The organism is Blautia schinkii, from assembly GCF_013304825.1.
GTDB classification, from domain to species: Bacteria; Bacillota; Clostridia; order Lachnospirales; family Lachnospiraceae; genus Blautia_A; species Blautia_A schinkii_B.
On the sequence record NZ_JAAWUO010000010.1, the window covers coordinates 80,286 to 101,419 of the forward strand.

Here is a 21,134-nt window from a genome sequence, read left to right on the forward strand (position 1 = left end):
CGACAACGGATCTTTTTATTTTCATCAGCCTGTATACATAACCCTGGAAAACTGCGGTGACCCTGCATAGCCCTGTGATTCCTTAAATGTTACTGCTTTGATCCAGCCTGTTTTGGAACCATTTTTTACACGGATATACATCTTATTCCCAGCGGTCCAGAAATTCAGAATTTTCACGCCAGTATTCTTGCGGATCACAAATGCTTTACTTCCGGAAGTGGGAGTTGTGTACGCCTGTATGTTCTTTGCCGCTGCAAAAAGTCCTGTTCTCTTATTAGCAGCATTAAGTTTTATATATTTTCCGTAATTGGATGTACGAAGTAATGTTCCTTTCTGATATTTGTACGTAAATTCTGTTGTACAATATCCAAGAGAATATGACATAGCCTCCGTTCTTACACGAACTGTATTACCACTCAGGTAAATTTTCGCTTCATTTACCGGTCGTCCATATGTTTCATTAATGAAATTTACAACCTGAACGATTTTTCCGTTACGGTACTGATAAAGTCCGTGGAATACACTGATATCATTATCCGTACCACCTCTCAGACACAGGAAAGGTTTTCCATTAGATAATGTAATAATACGAATGGACATATCCATAAAAGCTTTATTTATTGCACAGACTTTTGTATTATTTACATAAATATCTGCACCGTTCCAGCACCCATCATACTGACTTTTTTTCCGGACAACCTTAATCTTGTCTTTCTTTCCATCGCCGGTGATATCATACCTTGTCCAGGTTTTTCCCGGCTGAATTGTATACATCCTGGGTGCTGCCGCCTGCACTGGCAGTACGGAAAAGATCATGAAACCCATAAGAAATATACAGATACCCAGTAATTTTTTTGCTCTTCCTTTCTTCATTATTTCTCCTCCTTTTTCTTTGCATACTCTGGCTTTTTTATATCAGTATAATAAAAAAGCACCTTTTGAATATTCTCTGTACAAAGCGGCTGTTCTCATTCCGCTCTGTCACATGGTCATAAACGTAACCAACTTATGATCTACGTTTATTTTACTATTCAACAGGTGCTTTCTGTAATATATTTTTTACTGCTTATGTGTTACTTTAAGACGTGTCATCGCTCTCGCAAGAGCCATCTGGTTCATATGATACTCCTGGATGCTCTGCTTCTGACGAAGCTGCTCTTCTGCACGCTCCTTGGCTTCCTGGGCACGGCGGATATCAATCTCCTCCGGGCTCTCTACGCTGAGGCAGAACAGCTTGGCACGGTTATTGATCATCTCAACAAAACCGCTGCTCACTGCAAAAACGTGCTCATTGCCTTCTGCATCCTCAAAACGCATCTCACCGGGAATGATGGCTGCTACGACATTTGCATGATGAGCAAGAAATCCCTGCTCACCATCCACTGCCGGGATGATAAGCTTTTGGGCACGTCCTGCATAAGCCAGTTTATTGCTGGCATAGATTTCCAGGCCAAATGTCTCACTCATAGCCGCTCCTTACTGCCGGTTCTCCTCGGCTTTTGCTTTTGCAATTACGTCATCAATGGTTCCAACATTAAAGAATGCATTCTCCGGATAATTATCCATCTCACCGTCAATGATCGCCTTAAATCCACGAATCGTCTCTTTCAGTGGTACGTATTTACCTTTGATACCGGTGAAGTTCTCAGCTACATGGAACGGCTGAGAAAGGAATTTCTGGATTTTTCTTGCACGGAATACAGTCTGCTTATCTTCCTCTGAGAGCTCTTCCATACCAAGAATAGCAATGATGTCCTGCAGCTCTTTATATTTCTGAAGAATCTCCTGTACTCTACGTGCTACTTCGTAATGTTCCTCACCGACAATATCTGCCTCCAGGATACGGGAAGTAGACTCAAGTGGGTCTACAGCCGGATAAATACCCTGCTCAACGATCTTACGTGAAAGAACGGTTGTTGCATCCAGATGGGCGAATGTTGTTGCCGGAGCCGGGTCAGTTAAGTCATCGGCCGGTACATATACAGCCTGTACAGATGTAACAGATCCTTCCTTGGTGGATGCGATTCGTTCCTGAAGCTCACCCATCTCAGTTGCCAGTGTAGGCTGATATCCTACTGCGGACGGCATACGACCAAGCAGAGCGGAAACCTCAGATCCTGCCTGTACAAAACGGAAAATATTATCAATGAAAAGAAGTACATCTCTGTGCTCCTGATCACGGAAATACTCTGCCATAGTAAGTCCTGTCTCGGCAACACGCATACGTGCTCCTGGCGGCTCATTCATCTGTCCGAACACTAAGGCTGTCTTCTCGAGAACGCCTGATTCTTTCATCTCGGTCCAAAGGTCATTACCTTCACGGGAACGCTCTCCGACACCGGTAAAAATAGAATATCCGCCATGCTCAGTTGCGATGTTCTGAATCAGCTCCTGAATAAGAACTGTCTTACCAACACCGGCACCACCGAACAGACCGATCTTACCACCTTTGGCATATGGTGCAAGAAGGTCGATAACCTTGATACCTGTTTCCAGGATCTCTACAGCCGGTTTCTGCTCTTCGAATGAAGGCGGATCACGATGGATGACCCAATGCTCTTCACCGTCCAGGGAATCACCGCCATCTACGGTATCTCCAAGAACGTTGAACAGACGACCCAGTGTTTTATCTCCAACCGGAACCTTAATACCGCTTCCGGTAGCTGTTACTTCTCTGTCTCGCTGCAGACCTTCGCTGGCTCCCAGCATGATGCAGCGTACGATATTATTTCCAAGGTGCTGGGACACCTCCATAACGCATCTCTTACCGTTGTTCTCGACTTCAAGGGCATCCTTGATATCCGGAAGCTGTCCATCTTCAAAAACAACGTCTACAACAGGTCCCATAACCTGTACAATCTTACCTTTATTCATAGTCATCACTTCCTTTTTTGTGCTTTAGCACCGCTGATAACCTCTGTGATTTCCTGCGTGATCGCAGCCTGACGTGCACGGTTGTACTGAATGGAAAGATCCTTCAGCATCGCTTTCGCATTATCTGTAGAGGACTGCATTGCTGTCATTCTCGCATTGTTCTCACTGGCATATGCCTCTACAAGACATCCATAAATCACACCTGTAAGGTAGTTCGGAATCATAGTATCCAGGAGCACATCTGCAGACGGAGATAACACAATCTCCTCCTGATAGATATCTGCCGGAACCTGACCCATTTTAAAATCAGCTTTTTTCAGCGGTAAAAGCTGCATATTCACATTCTCCATTGCCATTGCATTCTGCATCTGTGTATAAACAATGTGAATCTCATCCAGCTCTCTTTCCAGAAATGCTCGTACGATCTCTTCAGTGATAAGGCGTGCTCTGTGCATGGTCGGTTTCTGCACAGTATAGTGGAAACTGCCGTCCATGTCCACATCTCTCTTGCCGAAATACTGACGCCCTACCATACCCAAGACATACAGTTTATGATGTCCCGGTACTTCTTCCATGAAATCTTCTGTCATTTTCTGTACATTATGATTGTATGCACCAGCCATACCTTTATCGCCTGTAATGACAATGGTACCTATCTTCCTTTCGTCCTTCGGAACAAGATGACGTTCACTGAAGAAAGGATGCTGGATATCCGGCATATGACGGAGGATTCTGGCAATGGCAGCCTGCATATTATAGAAATATGGTTCTGTGTCCTGCAGGATCTTCTTCGCCTTCTGCATCTTGGAAGAAGAAATCATGTACATCGCATTGGTGATCTTCATGGTGTCCTGAATGCTTTTCATACGAGTCTGTATTTCTTTTGCATTTGCCATATCAACACCTACCTGCTCTTATCTCTGAATTCTTCTGCCGCCTTTACGATTTTCTCTACAAGCTCATCAGAGAGCTGCTTTGTAGTCTCGATCTCTTTGCCGATCTCAGGATATACATTATCAAAGTACTCCAGAAGATCTTTCTGATATTTCTTGATCTCTTTCTTTTCTACATCTACCATCAGCTTGTGAGTCGCAACACAGAGAGTAATTACCTGCTGATGAAGACTTAACGGACTGCAAAGTGGCTGTTTCAGAAGCTCCATCAGACAACTTCCGTATTTCAGCTGTGCAGTTGTGGCCTCATCCAGATCAGAACTGAACTGAGTGAACACTTCCATCTCTCTGTACTGTGCCAGATCGATACGTACACTACCGGAAGCTTTCTTCATAGCCTTGGTCTGTGCGGCACCACCAACACGGGATACGGAAAGACCAACATTAACTGCCGGACGCATACCTGAGAAGAACAGATCACTCTCCAGGAAAATCTGACCGTCTGTGATGGAAATTACGTTAGTAGGAATGTATGCAGATACATCACCAGCCTGTGTCTCGATGATCGGAAGTGCCGTGATGGATCCACCGCCTGCCGCTTCACTCAGACGACTGGAACGCTCCAGAAGTCTGGAATGGAGGTAGAATACGTCACCAGGATATGCCTCACGTCCCGGAGAACGCTCAAGCAGAAGTGACAATGCACGATATGCCACTGCATGCTTGGAAAGATCATCATATACGATCAGTACGTCTTTACCCTGATACATGAAATACTCTGCAAGAGCAGTACCTGCATAAGGAGCGATGTACTGAAGAGGTGCACAGTCACTGGCTGTTGCAGAGAATACTGTTGTATACTCCATTGCACCATATTTTTCAAGATTGGAAACTACCTTTGCAACGGTAGAAGCTTTCTGTCCGATAGCAACATAGATACAGATTACATCTTTACCTTTCTGGTTGATGATCGTATCTGTTGCAATAGAAGTTTTACCTGTCTGTCTGTCGCCGATGATCAGCTCTCGCTGTCCACGGCCAATCGGGAACATGGAATCAATGGAAAGGATTCCTGTTTCCATCGGTACAGTTACAGATTTACGGTCAATGATTCCAGGAGCCGGGTTCTCGATTGGCCGGTATTCCTCCGCCTCGATCTCTCCCTTTCCATCAATAGGCTCACCAAGTGCGTTCACAATTCTTCCGATAAATTTATCACCTACCGGAATACCTGCCTGTTTGCCAGTTCTGGCAACCTTGGTGCCTTCCTTGATTCCTGTATCCTTTCCGAAAAGAATACATCCCATGCTGTTGGCACGAACATCCTGTACCATACCTTTCAGACCATTCTCGAAGGTCACGACCTCACCGTACATGGCATGATCAATGCCATAAACAGTTGCGATACCATCTCCCACGGAGATGACGGTGCCTACTTCCTGGTCCTTGCTGATTTCGTCATAGTTCTTTATTTCTTCCTTGAGAATCGAAATGATTTCATCTGGATTTATTGCACTCAATTCAATTTCACCTCCGGGTTAATTTCTGTTTCAGTTTCTTATAACGTCCGATGAGGCTCCAGTCGTACTCACGATCTCCTGCCCGCAGAACAAATCCGCCTACGAGATTCTTGTCCTCTGTAAGGGTAAGCTCTACTTCGCTGGCAGAAAACTGGTTACGGAGAAACTCCTTCATCTTATCTTCCTGCGCTTCGGTAGGACATGTCACATAAAGAAGCTCTGCCTTGAGAATTCCTTTCTGTTCCCGGCTGTAAGCATCATAAGCCTCGATGATCTCCTGAATGCTGTCTATCTTCTGATACTTGCAGGTTACTTTAAGAAAATTCTTCATTTCCTGCGGGAAAACCCGCTCTATTACCTGTTCTTTTTCTTTGAGAGAAACCAGGGGATTTTCAAGCATTTTTCCTATTTCAGGGGTATTCTCAAAAATCTTTTCGGTTTCACAGATTGCCTCCTCAGGGACAGAAAGACCGTATAATGCTTTTGCATAATTAATGGACGTCTCTGTCATGAGGATCACCTGCTCCTTCTAAAAACTGGTCATATAGGGACATATCCTGTGCTTCGTCGTTCTTTTTTCCCATGATTCTGGATGCTGCATCCATAGCCAGCTCAGCTACCTTGCCTTCCATCGCTTTCATAGCAGCTTCCTGCTCAGTACTGATGTCTCTTCTTGCTTTCTCAAGAATCTCGCCAGCCTGATCATTAGCTCTCTTCACGATGCTGTCTGCCTGTACTTTTGCCTCGTCCTTAGCCTGCTCTACAATGTTGAAGGATTCTTCCTTCGCAGATTTCAGTGCATCCTCATACTGTCCTTTCAGCTGGTTTGCTTCAGTTGTTGTTTTTTCTGCTGAAGCAAACTGCTCATCGATCATGGCTTTTCTCTTCTCCATGACACCGATGATTGGGCCGAACAGGAACTTTTTCATTAAAAGATAAAGAACGATCAGGTTTATAATAGTAAAGACAAGGTTGATATCAATTTTAATCACCTGGTCCACCTGCCTCTCTTAATCCTGAATTAGTATCTCGTCTTTACCTATTAGCCAAGCATGATAATGATCAGAAGACCGATTACGAAACCGTAAATAGCTGTTGCCTCTGCAAGAGCACATCCAAGAAGAAGTGCTTTACTGATCTTGCTCTCTGCCTCCGGCTGTCTTGCGATAGCTTCTACTGCCTTAGATGTTGCAAGACCGATACCAATACCTGCTCCGATACCTGTAAGAACTGCGATAGCTGCACCAATTGCGATTAACATAGTTTTTTCCTCCTGTAAAATACAATTTTTTTCATTTTTAATGCCTGATTACTCAATTGCTTCCTTGATGAACAAGGATGTTAAGAATACAAATACATACGCCTGTATGAATCCGTCGAAGAAATCAAAATACAGACTGAATGGTATGGGAAGAATAGCCGGACAAACAAACTCCAGCAGCTTCATAACTACGAAGCTTCCCAGAACATTACCAAACAACCGCATGCAGAGAGATGTAGGTCTGATCGCGATTTCCAGGATGTTGATTGGAAGCATGATCGGAACCGGCTCCGCAAAGCTTTTCAAGAAGCCCTTCAGGCCTTTCTTATGAAAGCCTGCATACTCGATCAGAATAATGCTCATAAGCGCCAGCGCAATGGTCACATTCATATCCTTGGTAGGTGGTGTAAATCCAAACACGCCTGCGATATTGGCTATTCCGATGAAAATTACGGTTGACATCAAATAAGGCACATACTGTTTGCCTTCTTCTCCAAGAATTCCCATAAAGAAATCCTGAAGAAAACTTACTCCGGACTCAAGAAGTAACTGCTTCTTACCCGGATTTTCCACACTGAGATTCCGAACCAGAATCAGAGACAGGATCACAAGAACCGCCATAATGACCCATGTGACTACTACACATTCTGCAATCGGTATTCCACCAAACACAGGAATGGTAAAGGCTGTCTTACTGTTCAGCTCTTCTGCCAGTGTACTTGATAAATCTCCCGTTTTTCTCCCTCCTTTTCTCTTGGCGCTGATCGCATCTTTTTATAATTGGTATGACCACGCCTTGTAGTTGACTTTATTTTACTCCGCATTTCCAGAATGTCAATATTATTTTTGCCTGTTTTGTACAAAAAAGAATCTTTTTTTTATACAAAATAAACAATTAATTTGACTGATCTTCTTCCGGTTTCCTGCGCACAGATACTTCTCCATAAGAAAGCAGGGTTTCTGAACCATCCTGTTCTCTAACGAGCAGCCTTCCATCAGAAGCAATCGTCTTTGCATAAGCTTCCCGTGTACGCGTTCCGTCAGTGATCACGATCATATTTCCAGGAATGATATTATTTTCTGTATATTCTCTGGAAAGTTCCGGAGTTTCTGCTTCCATAAGAAGCTGGTTGACAATTTCTGCAACAAGAAGACTGCAGTTTATATGTTCTGCTTCCTTCCTGCCTCCAAACAATGCTCCTGCTGTTCCCTGTATCTCTTCCGGAAAACCGTCTTCCGGTATATACAGATTCAGGCCGATCCCCACAACAGCAAACTCAATGTTTCCACTCTCAAAGTCTGTAACAGCCTCTGTCAGTATCCCACACACCTTCTTATCATGAAGATACAGGTCATTAACCCATTTAATCCCGAGGTCGATTCCACAGATCTTCTTCACAGCCCGGTAAACTGCAGTTGCCGCTGCTGTAGTGATCAGGAGTCCTTCCTTCAGCGTTCGCTCCGGTCTTAGAACGATACTCATATACAGTCCTGCATTTTCAGGGGAATAAAAACTCCGGCCTCTCCGGCCTCTTCCATTTTTCTGCTGACGCGCCAGTATCAGTGCGCCATGCCCTGCTTCTCCTGAAAATGCAGCCTCCTTGGCTGCTCTGTTCGTAGAATCCAGTTCCCTGTATATCTTTACAGAAGCATCTGGATGATTGAGATAAAGCCGGATCCCTTCTTCAGATAACCGGCTGCCGCCGCAAAGCACATAGCCTTTGTTTGGTCCTGCTTCTATGGTGTATCCCTCTTCCCGAAGGGATTTCACAGCTTTCCAGATGGCCGCTCTTGTGCAGTTCAGTTCTGCTGCTGCCGCTTCTCCGGATATCAGTTCATTCTCGTGCTGCTCCAGAAGCTTCAGCATTCTTGCTTTTACAGTCATATCTTCACCGTCCATAATCTGCCTGAAATGGCAAAATTTATTCCCTTCTAAGAGACGAAAGCATTATAGCACTTAAACATCGCAATGTCTATTATCTTTTTTAGACATGCTCTCCATATTAATTTTGTATTTCAAATACGGTTATTATATGATTTTTCTCATTTTTGTCTGTTTTAATATCTTTTTTTAGAGATAATTTCTATGAAAATCTGCTGATTCAGGGTAAAATTTCCTGAATCACTATAATATGCAGATTCCTCATCAAGTAAATATTATTTATCATTTGTAATTAGAAAGACTTTTCTCAAGAAATTCCCGGTACTCATCGCGCACACGATCCGGTGACGCGATCACTGCATCCGGTCCAAGACTGGCTATCCAGCCGAAAAACTGACTACTGACGTTTACACGAACCAGCGTTTTGAAATGTTCATGATCCTTCCTCTGTATCATAATGTCTCTTCCGAAACGGTCCAGCACAACTCCCACCAGACGGTTGTGTGCTTCAAGACATATGGTTTCCTCTCTGCCGCCAAACATCCCGAAGGTTCTGGATGTCAGTTCTCCTACATCATAATTCTCAAAAATATCCCGACCATTACGTGAAGCCTCCTCAATTCGGATCTGCAGGATCTTGTCTACACGGTAATGCTTCACTGTTTCGCATTTCTCATCATAAGCTACAAGATAATAATTCTCATTCTGCCAGACAAGTCCCCACGGACTGACACAATACCGATCACCGTTCTTCTTAAGCCGCAGTTCTTTCTCCACTGTCCATTCACAGTACTGAAAAGATATCTGCCTGTTATCGGTAAGTGCCCTGTGGATCTCATCAATATTATAATACACGCTCTCATTCATGGTCTTGACCCTGTTCTCCACAAAGACCTGTCTTCGAAGCTGTCTGGCCTCATACACGCTGGCAAGACTCTCCAGCTTCCCGATCAGCTGACGTGATTTACCACTGGTAATAAATCGCGAGGACTGCACGGCATCTACCAGAAGCTTCAGTTCCGGAAGCTCAAATTCCCTGCTGGCCAGATAAAAGCCGGCCGGCTTCTCCCTCCGGTTCAGGATATCCATGCCGAAATTCCGCAATGTCTCAATATCATCATATATAGTCTTACGCTCTGCACTGATTCCCAGACTGTTCAGATAAATGATCAAATCCTTCACAGACATAGGATGTTCTTCATCGGTTCTCTCCAGAAAAACACGCATCAGATATAAAATTTTTATTTTCTGGTTAAAAACCCTGGGCATCTGCATTCCTCCTGTTCTACTTATCTGTCAGCGAAGCTACTACTGCAAAATATAATACCATGAATGCAAGTACAACGGCAACGATATCAGCTCCCCGGAAATCAAAATTAAAAAGCATTGCCCCTCCAATCATGATCTCTATTGTGAGAAGTGCTCCCAGTATCATAGCCATTCCGGAAGAAAGTTTCTTCTTCCTGTAATGACTGTCACCTGTCTCCACATATCTTCCCTCTGCCAGTGCTATCTTCCTGCTATTCTCTGTATTCCACATAAGATCCTTCCTCCCTGTTATATGTCCGGCTCGTGATTTTTTTCGAACATATTTTCCGAACATATTTTCTGTATATTGGTATTATAGCGCATGCTCAGTACAATAAAACGGTACGAATATTGTTTTTCCGAACATTTGTTTATTTTGCACAAAAATATGTTCGTTTTTCAGTCAGGCGGCAAAAACCTCCTTCGCGATTTATTTGGTCAAAAAGAAAAAAGCCTGCCACAGACGACAGACCTTTCACATATTTTTTTCTATGGATTTAACATATAAAACAAAAATTCACACTTCTTACTGCTACATACTCATGAACACAATCCTTTCATGATCTGTGCTCACATCATTCCGGCAAACACCGATGCACCTACAACGGTAAGAAGACCGGCAACTGCAATAGCAAGACTGCTCATGGCTCCTTCTACAGGACCAAGCTCCATGGCTTTGGCAGTTCCGATGGCATGGGCAGATGTTCCAAGTCCAAGACCCCTTGCGATCGGCTCCTCGATCTTTGCGATTTTATAAACAACCTCTGCGATCATATTTCCCAGGACTCCTGTGATGATGATCACGGCAACTGTGATAGTCACGATACCGCCAAGTTCCTCGGAAACGCCCATTCCAATGGCTGTTGTGATGGATTTCGGAAGCATGGTAACATATTCCTGATGATTGAATCCGAACAGCTTTGACATAAGCAGGACGCTGCAAAGTCCCGCCAGCGTTCCTGAGATGATCCCGGCTGCAACTGCCTTGAGATTTTTTTTCAGCAGATGAATCTGCTCATAAAGAGGCACTGCCAGACATACCGTTGCCGGTGTCAGCAGATAGCTGATATATTTGCCGCCTTCATTATAATCATTGTAATCAATATGAAAAATCACAAGCACTCCGATAACACAGATGATCGAAATTAAAAGAGGATTAAAAATCGCCATTTTGAATTTCTTTTTCAGGATAAGACCAATCTCGTAAGCGATCAGGCTTATCATCGCTCCGAAAAATGCGGAGTTTTTTATAAATTCCATCATTTTTCAGTTCCTCTCTTTCCCATTCGGATCACTCCCTGCGTTACTTTTCCTGTTACGACCATTACGATCACCGTGCTGATAAACGTCATGATAAGAACCGGTACACAGATCGGTTTCAGAGTGCTCCAGGCTGTAATCAGCCCCGCACCTGCCGGTACAAACATTACCGGCATGATCTCAACCAGAAAATCTGCCGCACCTTTCACCTGATCCAGCTTCAGAATGCCTGTAAGCAGTGCCACCAGCATAATGATCAGTCCATAAACACTGGCCGGTACCGGAAGTGGAAGAAAGGTTTTCAGTAATTCTCCAATGACGGAAATCAGCAGGATGATGCTGAACTGCTGCACGTACTTCATGTTGCGTCCCTCCTGATTCATGTAAAGCGCATATTCACATTTTGCTTTACTGCATACTCATGAACGCAGTCACCTCACAGTCTGCGCTCAGACAAATTTCTCAAAAGTGGTAAGACCACTTTGGGTTTAAACGTTTTCTAATTATACGCTACAAATCCTAAATTACAAGGATTGTATCCCATAAAATACAAAAAAACCTTTTATACATCAGCGTGTTCCAGTAATCTACAGAAACATATCTGCACAAAAGGATCCATAAACAGGGTTCTGATCATTTCCTGGAATTTTCCGCCAAAATAATCTTTTCCATCTGATAGTGTCCGTCCTCCACGGTCATCACAGCCATTGTGACTTCCCCTCCGAAACGGCTTCGTCCGCAGCTGCCCGGATTCAGCCACAGACGGTCATCTATTATCTTCTCAAAATATTTATGTGTATGTCCGAAAATCACCACCTGAGTATCTCCAAGCTCCCAGGCTACATCTTTTTTATTATGAACCATAAAAAATTTCACACCGCCAATGGTAAAGCTTAAACTGATACGGAGATTTTCCGCCCAGTCCTTGTCATTGTTTCCTCTGACAACATAAAGATTCCCCATATTGCGCAGTACATCCAGGATCTCATCTTTATTTACATCTCCTGCATGAAGAATATATTTGCAGTCTTTTAAAATTTCCAGCACCTCAGGCCGCAGAAGGCCGTGAGTGTCTGATATGATGCCGATTTTTTCTTTCATATTTTTTCCCGTTCCTTTAAAACAGCTCTATTTTTCCGTATTCCCCGTCAAATCCCGGCTTCCGTATAACTTCTCCCTTTCTCAGCCGCCGGATTCCCTCTGCCAGAACATCACCGCCTGTAAGCCTGATATCTTCCAACGGAATTTCTCTCAAAATCCGGAATTCCGCACCCAGATTTTCGAGAAGCATCTCATACTGTCTCTGAACTTTTTTGCTTGCTGTGGAAAATCCCACACAGGCTGATATCACTTCCGGCAAAGGAACCAGGCTTTCATACGGACGGCCACTTTCCGGCATGGCAAAAGCACCCTCATCACGGTCGGATAACTGCAGAATCCTGTGATCCACACCCATGGTCAGTTTCTTTCCACACACAGGACAGATTCCTTGATATTTCTCTGCTTCTTTCGGACTTAAACATACGCCGCATTTCCGGTGTCCGTCGAAATGATATTTTCCTTCCTCCGGAAAAAACTCGATCGTTCCCTCAAGCCCCTCACCTTTCTGCACCGCATTCCAAAGTCCCTGATAGGAAAGCTCTATATCCATAAGATTCGCTTCCCTTCCAAGTCTGGATGGCGAATGTGCATCCGAATGGGACACCAGCTGATATCCGTCCAGTGCAGAAATCTGCCAGTTCATCGCGGGATCTGAGGACAACCCCGTTTCCAGTGCATGAATATAAGGTGTCAGTTCTTCAAAACACTCCTCTATGGTATCAAATCCTGACTTCGCTCCAAACAGTGAAAAATGCGGTGTCCAGATATGCGCAGGAATATACATCCCCTCCTCGCTGACTTCCAGCATCATTTCCAGAAGATCATGGCAGGGAAAGCCCAGAATGGGCCTTCCGTCAGAATGGATATTTCCGATTTTTTCCAGCCTCGCGGCAAAAGCATCTGCCTCTTTAAATCCGGGAAGCAGGATCAGGCTGTGCACCTTCCGGGTTTTTCCGCCTTTTTTATAGATAGAACTGATCTCACCCGACAGCACAAATCTTGGCGCAATTCCGGGATAACGTGCCGCCTCCGGCAAAACAAACTCGTCCTTCAGGCGGAACAATCCCTGTTCGGCCGAAACCAGCTTCTCCTTCAGTTCCTGCCGCCATACAGGATGTGTCATATCTCCTGTTCCAAGAACCGTAATCCCCTTTTTCCGTGCCCAGAGATCCAGCATCTCAGGTGTCCCGTCTTTGCTTGTTGCCATGGAATATCTGGAATGTATGTGTAAATCTGCGATCTGCTTCAAAGCTTTTCCTCCCTGTTTTTTGTCAAATATACTATATCATTTCACTTTCACAGATTTTACCGCACTGTAATTTCCATAATATTTTTTGCCATTGACAGTTTTATATGCCCTTACTTTGACATAATATTTTTTTCCACTGCTGAGACCGGTTATTGTTTTTCTGAAGATTTTGCTGTTCAGATATGTATATTTATAACCTCTGTTCTGACTGGTTGAATATGCGATCTGATAGCCACTTGCTCCTGTCGCTTTTTTGAAAGAAACCGTAAGTCTTTTCTTTCCACCGATTGCAGAAGATACCGTCGATCTTGCCGGGACAATGTAAACTGTTTTAGCTATCTTGCCGGTATAGCTGCCTTTTCCGGTGATCGTGACTTTCACTGCTGTTCCGATTTTTGAAGCTTTGTTGTATGAAATTGTATAATCAGCACCCTGACGTAATGTTTTCTTTCCATTTTTAACTGTTACCGCCGGTTTTACATTAGTTCCTGTATAGGATAATGTTCCAACTGTTATCTTTGTTTTGCTTATCTGCGTTTTAGCAGTTCCCTGTGATACCGAAAATGTCATATTATCAAGACTCATCACACCACTGTGGATATTCAGCCCGATATAGTAAACACTGTTTGCTTTCAGAGTACAGCTTTTTCCGTTTTCAACTGAAAGGATCTGTTTCAGCTCTCCGTTCTTCAGCTGTGAAACTGTAAGATATGAATAGCTGTCCCAATCCTTGCATTTAATAGTATATTTGCCGGCACTTGTAGTTTTCAGGCAGCTGTATACAATGGAGCCTGTAACTGGCATTACTTTCGTTCCTTTACCGACGATTGCCGGCATCTGTGACAGATTTTTTACCTGAATGCCTTTTTTCAATACAGCTTCTGCACCAGATTCACCCAGCCTGAAATGTACATCATAAGTTCCTGCTTCCGGGGATTTTTTGCTGCCGGAATAATTAATATACGCATTGATATACTGTCCGTAATGATTTGATTTATAGATATCAACGCTTTCTGTTTCACCATTGGTATATGTGATCTTCAGTTTCTGTCCGTGCCACGGTGCTTTTTCAAGCGTATATTTATTCTTTCCACTGCTCCAGAAATTCACCGGTGTATAAAAAACCGCTGTTTTGAATTTTCCCTGCAGTGCCACTGATTTTATGGGCCATACATATTCTGCTGTAACTGTATTTTTAAGTCTGAATGGTTTTATGTAATATACATTTCCTTTTTTCAGTTTTACACTGCCTGTATCATAGTTTACTACATCTATTCTGTTAAATTCAGAATCATAAATCTCTTCTTTTAAAGTGGATTTTTGTGAATCTTCTGTAAAAGTTCTTCTTACAATATATTCCCCGTCTGCTTCCGGAATAAATTTAGTATATGTTTCTGCTCCAACTGTTCTGGAATAAACACCCTTTCCTTTATTTTCCAGATGAGGGGTAGCAGCAGAAAGAACTATACTGAGCTCAGAAGATGCAACTTCCCCCTCTTCTTCACTTACGATAACAAAATCATACTCTCCCAGATCTCCGTCATTTCCCCCATCCTCTTCATCAAAATAGATCAGCGGATAAAATGTATTTCCTCTGGAATCGCTTTTTTCTTCTTTATCTCTGGTGAAGCTCAGTGTTTCCTCTTTTCCATCACTGTAGGATATTCTGATTACAAGACCTGTCAGGTCAAAGTCACTGGCAGATTTAACAGTTCCATAGTCATATTCTTTCTTGTTCGGCTCAGATACAATACTGACTTCTTCTATCTCTGCCTCCGAATCTCCTGCACTGAAAACATCACCTTCTGACAGCTCTTCGGATAATTCTTCTGGTGCTATTTCAGACTCCTGCATTTCGATCTCATCTGCATCTGAAGCATCTGTTTCATTCGCCTGCACATCGCTTTCGTTTTCTTCTGTTGTTTCTTCCTGCTCTGCCTCCGGTTGTTCTGTCTCCGTTTCTTCTGTTACTTTCACTTCTGCTGTATTATCATTTTCCACGGATTTATCTGCAAAAATTTCTTCTGCATAAACCATGCTGCATGGTTCTGCACCGAGCATTGCTGTCAGAACGATAGCTATAAATTTTTTCTTCATTTTTATTCTTTTCCTTCCATCTCCGGCGTATTGCCAGGTTATTTTTTACGTTCAGTTCAGGCCGATATTATGGCTGTGCTACATAAACAAGCACATTGTAAAAATTATTATTCTTTCTGGATTTCATTCGCATCATTATTCTGTTGGTACCTTTCGGAAGATTTTTTCCGTTTTTTATGTTTGTAACTACACCTTTTTTGTTATAGCAGTAAATGGATTCCAGTTTATAATTCGGATTTAGTTTATATGTAAATTTTCCATTAAGTGAGTTTTTCGGCAGTACAGCAGTTCCTGATCTGTTCAGTTTGGCAGTATAAGCTTTAGAACCGATTTTTAATGTCTTTAATGGATTTTCCCATTTATAGACTGTATAGCGGCATGTTCTTGTATATGATTTTGATCCGATTTTAACTGTAACTTTAATTTGGGTACTTCCCGGTCCTTTCGGTGTTGTCTCATATCCTGCAAAGCTTTTACCGTTTCTGGTAAATGCATAAGTCTTTACTGTTACTACTTTTGTGTTATAGCTCTTCGCGGTTATTTTCACCTTTGTTGTATACTCCGGTGTGAAAAAATCACATCCCATTCCTGTCGCCGCTGATCTGAATACAGTGCTGGTCTTTTTCGGCATCTGACTGAGCGGATTCTTCTGTGCCGCACAGACACTTACAGACATGGCAAATACAGCCATAATGACAGCCAAAACAGTAATAAACACATTTTTTCTTTTTCTCATAAATTATTTTCTCCTTCCATGTTTTCTGAAATTTATTGAGAAGTTACGTTTTTAGTATAGCTGTTTTTTTCGCAAATAACAATTCATTCTTATACTGTCTGTCATGAAATCATCTGCCACATTGTAATCAGACAAATTCCTTCTGAAGTCCTTTACAGAAAGCATAGCAAAAAGCAGGAGCTGATTCCCCGTCTGGGAAAAGCTTCTGCTTCTGCTTTTTCTCGTCTGTTTACTTTTTTTCTATTTTACAACAACTTTCTTACTGACTGACCATGCGCCATATACTGTTTTTTTATTTACAATCTTATATGCCCGGATTCTCACATAATATGTTTTCTTTGATGTCAGTTTTTTGATCGTTGTGGAACGTTTTCCTGCACCTGCTATTTTTACAGTTTTAGCTTTGGAAAAGTTTTTACTTGTGCTGTACTGGATCTGATAGCCGGTACTTCCTGTTATTGTTTTCCAGCTGAGTGTTGCTGACTTTTTACCTGTTTTCAAGCTGGATAAAGTACTTTTCTTTAACACAATTTTGAAGGTTGCTTTTCCGGAGCACTTCTTGTAATTTCCCTTTCCGGTTACAGTAACTGATGCTGTACCTATATTTTTATTATTGGTACATTTCACTGTATAGTATTTGCCGGAAAGCTTCTTGCCCTTGTAGGTTACTGTAATGGATGGAGTCTGTGTTTTACCGTTATAGGCTACTGTAGCTGCCGAAAGTTTAACGGTGAATTTGCCTGTTGGAAGGGCTGGTGTTGCGGTTGGTTTTGGTGTAGCTGTTACTGTTGGCTGCGGTGTCGGTGTCGCCGTTGGTTTCGGTGTCGCTGTTGGCCTTGGTGTAGCTGTTGGTGTCACCGTCGGCTTTGGCGTTGCTGTTGGCTTCGGCGTTGCTGTTGGCTTCGGCGTTGCTGTTGGTGTCGCCGTTGGTTTTGCATAATGAACTTTTACCTTATCTAAGTATTCTGTCCCATAAATCGTAACTTTTTTCCATGAAGCTTCGCTTCCCTGATAGTAAATATCTTTCAGTTTATCACATAAAACATTGAAATAATTCAGTACAGTTACACTTTCCGGAATAGTAACACTTTCCAGGTTTTTGCACTGAAAGAATGTCCGAAATGCTAAGGCTGTAACCCCTGATGGAATAGTAACTGTAGTTAAAGTATCACAGTTTCCAAAAGCCTCCTGGCCAATTTTCGTTACACTGGACGGAATTGTAATACTTTTTAATTTTTTACAGCCGGAAAAAGCCAGCTGCGGTATCTCTGTAATGCCATATGGCAGATTAATCTCTTCCAATGAACCACTGCCCATAAAAGCTTTATCTTCAAGAGAAGTAACACTTGATGGCAAAACAAATTTTCTCACATTATTTGAACCGATTTTATGTATCTCGCGAATTCCCTCCGCAAAGGTAACTGTATCTATATTTGATGCACTCAGGACATCTTCTGTCCATGCTTTCACACTTTTAGGAATGGTCAGATTATCATAACATACACCCCAAAATACCTTATATCCAATTTTCTCAATTGTGTCTGTAAATGAAATATCTGTAAATTTTTTTTCATAGGAAAAAGGAGTGCTGCTATCCAGATCCACGCAGGCAAATGCTCCATCTGAAATACCTGTAACCCCGCTTTCTACTTTTATAGAATTTATTTCTTTAGTCCAGTATTTCATCCACGGAGCAATTCCCAGCCCCATCTCTCCCTTGCTGTAACTTTTTGAACTGTTGGGCGTTCCATAGATAAACATATCTCCTGATCCCCAGATTCTTAATACGCCCTTCTGATCTACTGACCAATAGCAATGCTCACCGCAGATTCCCATAGCCCTTACATCACCAGCTGCATTCATCAGACTTTTTTCTGTATTGCAGAATCGGCATTTATAATATTTCGTTGTTCCGGATTCCAGTTCCCACATATGACCAACTTTAGATCCTGAACAGCTGGATAATGTTTCATTTGTCAAATCTAATATATCCGGTTTTTCTGTTGGTTTCGGTATCGGATTTCCCGACACTTTCCAGGTTTTCCATGTTACATTGCTTCCTATAAAGGAACTGGCTGTCCAGGTACTGTTATTCTCGGGATAATACGCAGTTGTTGTAGTATAACTGAACACATCGCTGTAAGAATTATTGTCAAACACAGGCGCATTTCCTTTAAAATATATGCTTTCCAGCTTTTTCCCCATGTACCCGAATCCCTGCTCGCCTATATATTCTACACTTGCAGGAACTATAATGGACTTCGGATAATTTAATTCAAAAAATGCCATAATCCCAATCTTTTTTGTTCCTTCTGGTATTGCATAGCTTGCTGCTGATTTTCCACCGGGATATGCTACTAATTCTGTTTTATCTTTACTGAAAAGCACTCCGTCTACTGAAGTGAAATTTTTGTTTTTGTCACTTACAGCTATTGCTGTCAATGAGTTGCTGTTAATCGCACCTTCCTCAATAGTTGTAACAGATGCCGGAATCAAAATAGTTGACATTCCACATCCTGAAAAAGCCTGATATCCAATGCTTGTAACACTTTCAGGAATCGTTACTTCCTTCAGATTCGTAAGTCCAAAAAATGCAGCCCCTCCGATTCTCGTAATTCCATTTTGTATGATTACTTTTTTTACTGCATTTTGATAATAACTTGGAAGAAAAGATTCTCCAAACCCATCTTCCATCTGTCCGGAACCGCTGATCGTAAGCGTTCCGTCTGTATCCAGATTCCAGTTCACACCTGTTCCACAGTTTCCGGACGCCTTGGCCTGCGGCACATCAACCACATCTCCTTCGGAAAACAGCTCCTCTTCATCACCATCTGACCAGATATTCACATCATCTGTCACTGTGCTTTCCGGTGAATCACAAAAATCATATGCTATTTCTGCTGCATAAGCCGAAGCAGGCTGACAACTCAATAAAATAGTCATAAATACTGCTATTGTTTTCTTCTTCATCCGAATACCTCCTGTAATTTTTCTATAATTTTACTATTTTCTTTTTGTTTTCACAACTATAATCAGTATGTATCTATATTTCTCCTGACATTTTGTTACCGTTCACTGGTAATATTCCGCGAAGCAAGTTACGAAGAACAGAGTAAACAGTAACAAAGCAGGCACAAAAAGCCACGACCGTCTCAATACTCAGAGATTGTCGTGGCTTTTCTCATTTTTAGCCTTTATTGCTTCCTGACTCTAACGCTTATGCTTCATCATCTCACGCAGCGCAGCCAGAAATACATCCAGTTCCACGTCTGTGCATTTGTTCATCATAAGATTCATCTCGTTTACGCGTTTCGCATGTTCATCGGATTGTTTCTCCATGAGCATGGCATCCATGGAAAAGTTCAGGACATCTGCCAGTAAAAAGAGTACTTCTACGGATGGCTTTCTGTGTTCGCTTTCGATGTGTTTCATATGTGTAGGGCTGATGTTGATCGCTTCTGCAAGCTGTTCCTGAGTCATCTTGTTATCCATTCGTGCTCTGCGGATCGTATCACCTAATAATCCGTCTTTCATTCGTAATCCATCTCCTTTTTTCAACAGGATACGTGGATAATTGAATGTTGGAAATCATCTTTAAGAGATTTATTTTTCTCTGAAAGAGCACTTTTTAAACTTAGATGTCTTTGTAATAAGATGGTGAAATTACGTCATATTCACGACAGGAGCAGCCATTTTCATAGCTGTCGCAGCAGTCACAGTTGGAACAGTACATGTGTGCATCATTAATATAAAACAGGCCGCCGTACTGCATGGATGTACGCTGATTCTTGGATTTTTTCTTGCTGTTATCGTAGTAGGCTCCATTTGGGATCATCATATTTTCCGGGGAAAATCTGCTGAAATCAAAGAAGTGTGATTCTGTTCCGTGATGAGGTACCTTGATGCACCAGTAATGCTCGTGGAGAGGGATCTTTCCATCGTAATCTTCCACGATCATCTTCATATACTGTGGCTGCACATCTCCGGTAAACAGAAGGTTCAGTTCGCTGTCACTTGTGTTCTGGAATGCAAGGCTGATTTTGTGGCGGAACTGGCGTAAAAGATGACCCTGTTTTTCTGCACATTCCAGAAGTGTCTGAAATTCCGGTGTGACCTGAAGTTCGCGGAATTTCTTTTCTAATTTCTCTGGTCTTAAACGGCGCTGGGTTTCTTTCTGTGAATTCTCAATATCTTCCTGCTCAGCTGATTTAACTGCTGATTTTACTCCTGTTCCTGCTGTGCTTGCAGTTTCAGCTCCAACTGTTCCATTCGCAGCTGCATCTACAGCTTCTTTCTCTGCCCCCAGGTTGTCTGCCCCGTTTTCATCCACAGTCATAGACATAAACAGCTGACGTACTTCCTCTGCGATATTCACAAGCTCAGTCATGGCTTTTTCATTATCTTCGATCAGAGAGTTAAATACATCCTCAGTTTCTCTGTTCACCATTTTCACATCCGGCCAGAGGGCTGTATATTTCCCTTCAAACTCCGATCCTCTTGACAGAAGATCGATCTTTACTTTTCTGGCGCAAAGTGCTTCTGCCAGGGCCAAAAGACTGACACGTCTTCCCGGCAGACTGGCTTTTTTCGTGACATCTGCAAGGAGAAGCAGTGTCAGTGTATATTTCATTTCCGGATCAGAAAATACATCCGGGAGATAAATTTTTTCAAATTCGTAGGCATCTCTCCTGTACCGCATCATATAAAGAAGCCCGGATACGTGATCCGGATGAAAATGTGTGAGAAGGAGATTTTTTTTGCGGATGGTGGTAAGGTCTGAGATGATCACATCAAAAACTTCCCTTCGCGGTCTTCCCTCGATCTTACTGTTAACTGCACCGAAATCCACAAGCAGGCTGCCTTTTCTGTCGCGGATGCAGAAACAGTCTCCGAATCCTACATTGTACATTCGTATTCTCATTTACTTTCCCTCTGGTTTTCTGTTTATCTGCT

At 42.6% G+C, this 21,134-nt stretch carries 20 protein-coding genes and 1 pseudogene; all 21 read right to left on the minus strand.

All coding sequences use genetic code 11. From position 1 onward, the window contains the following. Positions 1-24: 24 nt before the first annotated feature. Positions 25-873, minus strand: a complete 849-nt coding sequence (locus HFM85_RS09145; protein ID WP_173737922.1) for a hypothetical protein — start codon at positions 871-873, stop codon at positions 25-27. A 186-nt stretch (positions 874-1,059) separates the two neighbouring features. Next, a complete protein-coding gene (gene atpC / locus HFM85_RS09150; protein ID WP_173737923.1) occupies positions 1,060-1,467 on the minus strand; it encodes an ATP synthase F1 subunit epsilon in 408 nt (135 codons plus the stop codon). Between the two features lie 9 nt (positions 1,468-1,476). Continuing rightward, complete coding sequence (gene atpD / locus HFM85_RS09155) at positions 1,477-2,874, minus strand: F0F1 ATP synthase subunit beta (protein ID WP_173737924.1); 1,398 nt, start codon at positions 2,872-2,874, stop codon at positions 1,477-1,479. A 5-nt stretch (positions 2,875-2,879) separates the two neighbouring features. Then, positions 2,880-3,770, minus strand: a complete 891-nt coding sequence (gene atpG, locus HFM85_RS09160; protein ID WP_173737925.1) for an ATP synthase F1 subunit gamma — start codon at positions 3,768-3,770, stop codon at positions 2,880-2,882. 8 nt (positions 3,771-3,778) lie between these two features. Then, on the minus strand, positions 3,779-5,287 hold the full coding sequence (gene atpA / locus HFM85_RS09165; protein ID WP_173737926.1) for a F0F1 ATP synthase subunit alpha: 1,509 nt from the start codon (positions 5,285-5,287) through the stop codon (positions 3,779-3,781). A 7-nt stretch (positions 5,288-5,294) separates the two neighbouring features. After that, complete coding sequence (gene atpH, locus HFM85_RS09170; protein WP_173737927.1) at positions 5,295-5,798, minus strand: ATP synthase F1 subunit delta; 504 nt, start codon at positions 5,796-5,798, stop codon at positions 5,295-5,297. Then, positions 5,779-6,279: a F0F1 ATP synthase subunit B gene (gene atpF, locus HFM85_RS09175; RefSeq protein WP_173737928.1), complete on the minus strand. Its 501-nt coding sequence runs from the start codon at positions 6,277-6,279 to the stop codon at positions 5,779-5,781. The genes atpH and atpF overlap by 20 nt, the downstream gene beginning before the upstream one ends. A gap of 50 nt (positions 6,280-6,329) precedes the next feature. Beyond that, positions 6,330-6,548 carry an ATP synthase F0 subunit C gene (gene atpE, locus HFM85_RS09180; RefSeq protein WP_021652814.1) on the minus strand — a complete coding sequence of 73 codons (219 nt, stop codon included), beginning with the start codon at positions 6,546-6,548 and terminating at the stop codon, positions 6,330-6,332. Positions 6,549-6,596: 48 nt separating this feature from the next. After that, positions 6,597-7,262, minus strand: a complete 666-nt coding sequence (locus tag HFM85_RS09185) for a F0F1 ATP synthase subunit A (protein ID WP_179976586.1) — start codon at positions 7,260-7,262, stop codon at positions 6,597-6,599. 181 nt (positions 7,263-7,443) lie between these two features. Further along, positions 7,444-8,448: a biotin--[acetyl-CoA-carboxylase] ligase gene (locus HFM85_RS09190; protein ID WP_330594821.1), complete on the minus strand. Its 1,005-nt coding sequence runs from the start codon at positions 8,446-8,448 to the stop codon at positions 7,444-7,446. Positions 8,449-8,712: 264 nt separating this feature from the next. Beyond that, on the minus strand, positions 8,713-9,699 hold the full coding sequence (locus HFM85_RS09195) for a helix-turn-helix transcriptional regulator (RefSeq protein WP_173737929.1): 987 nt from the start codon (positions 9,697-9,699) through the stop codon (positions 8,713-8,715). A gap of 16 nt (positions 9,700-9,715) precedes the next feature. Continuing rightward, on the minus strand, positions 9,716-9,970 hold the full coding sequence (locus HFM85_RS09200; protein ID WP_173737930.1) for a hypothetical protein: 255 nt from the start codon (positions 9,968-9,970) through the stop codon (positions 9,716-9,718). A gap of 338 nt (positions 9,971-10,308) precedes the next feature. Then, positions 10,309-11,001 carry an LrgB family protein gene (locus HFM85_RS09205; RefSeq protein WP_173737931.1) on the minus strand — a complete coding sequence of 231 codons (693 nt, stop codon included), beginning with the start codon at positions 10,999-11,001 and terminating at the stop codon, positions 10,309-10,311. Further along, on the minus strand, positions 10,998-11,360 hold the full coding sequence (locus tag HFM85_RS09210) for a CidA/LrgA family protein (RefSeq protein WP_173737932.1): 363 nt from the start codon (positions 11,358-11,360) through the stop codon (positions 10,998-11,000). Before HFM85_RS09210 ends, HFM85_RS09205 begins: the two co-directional genes overlap by 4 nt. A gap of 271 nt (positions 11,361-11,631) precedes the next feature. Next, complete coding sequence (locus HFM85_RS09215; protein ID WP_173737933.1) at positions 11,632-12,099, minus strand: metallophosphoesterase family protein; 468 nt, start codon at positions 12,097-12,099, stop codon at positions 11,632-11,634. Positions 12,100-12,118: 19 nt separating this feature from the next. Then, positions 12,119-13,306, minus strand: a pseudogene (locus HFM85_RS09220) (endonuclease Q family protein); the annotation flags it as partial. 78 nt (positions 13,307-13,384) lie between these two features. After that, positions 13,385-15,445, minus strand: coding sequence for a hypothetical protein (locus HFM85_RS09225; protein ID WP_173737934.1), 2,061 nt, complete (start codon positions 15,443-15,445; stop codon positions 13,385-13,387). 67 nt (positions 15,446-15,512) lie between these two features. After that, positions 15,513-16,181 carry a hypothetical protein gene (locus tag HFM85_RS09230; protein WP_173737935.1) on the minus strand — a complete coding sequence of 223 codons (669 nt, stop codon included), beginning with the start codon at positions 16,179-16,181 and terminating at the stop codon, positions 15,513-15,515. Positions 16,182-16,421: 240 nt separating this feature from the next. Further along, complete coding sequence (locus tag HFM85_RS09235) at positions 16,422-19,151, minus strand: fibronectin type III domain-containing protein (protein WP_173737936.1); 2,730 nt, start codon at positions 19,149-19,151, stop codon at positions 16,422-16,424. Positions 19,152-19,391: 240 nt separating this feature from the next. Next, a complete protein-coding gene (locus HFM85_RS09240; protein WP_173737937.1) occupies positions 19,392-19,715 on the minus strand; it encodes a helix-turn-helix domain-containing protein in 324 nt (107 codons plus the stop codon). A gap of 100 nt (positions 19,716-19,815) precedes the next feature. Continuing rightward, on the minus strand, positions 19,816-21,102 hold the full coding sequence (locus tag HFM85_RS09245; RefSeq protein ID WP_243251416.1) for an MBL fold metallo-hydrolase: 1,287 nt from the start codon (positions 21,100-21,102) through the stop codon (positions 19,816-19,818). Positions 21,103-21,134 lie beyond the last annotated feature (32 nt).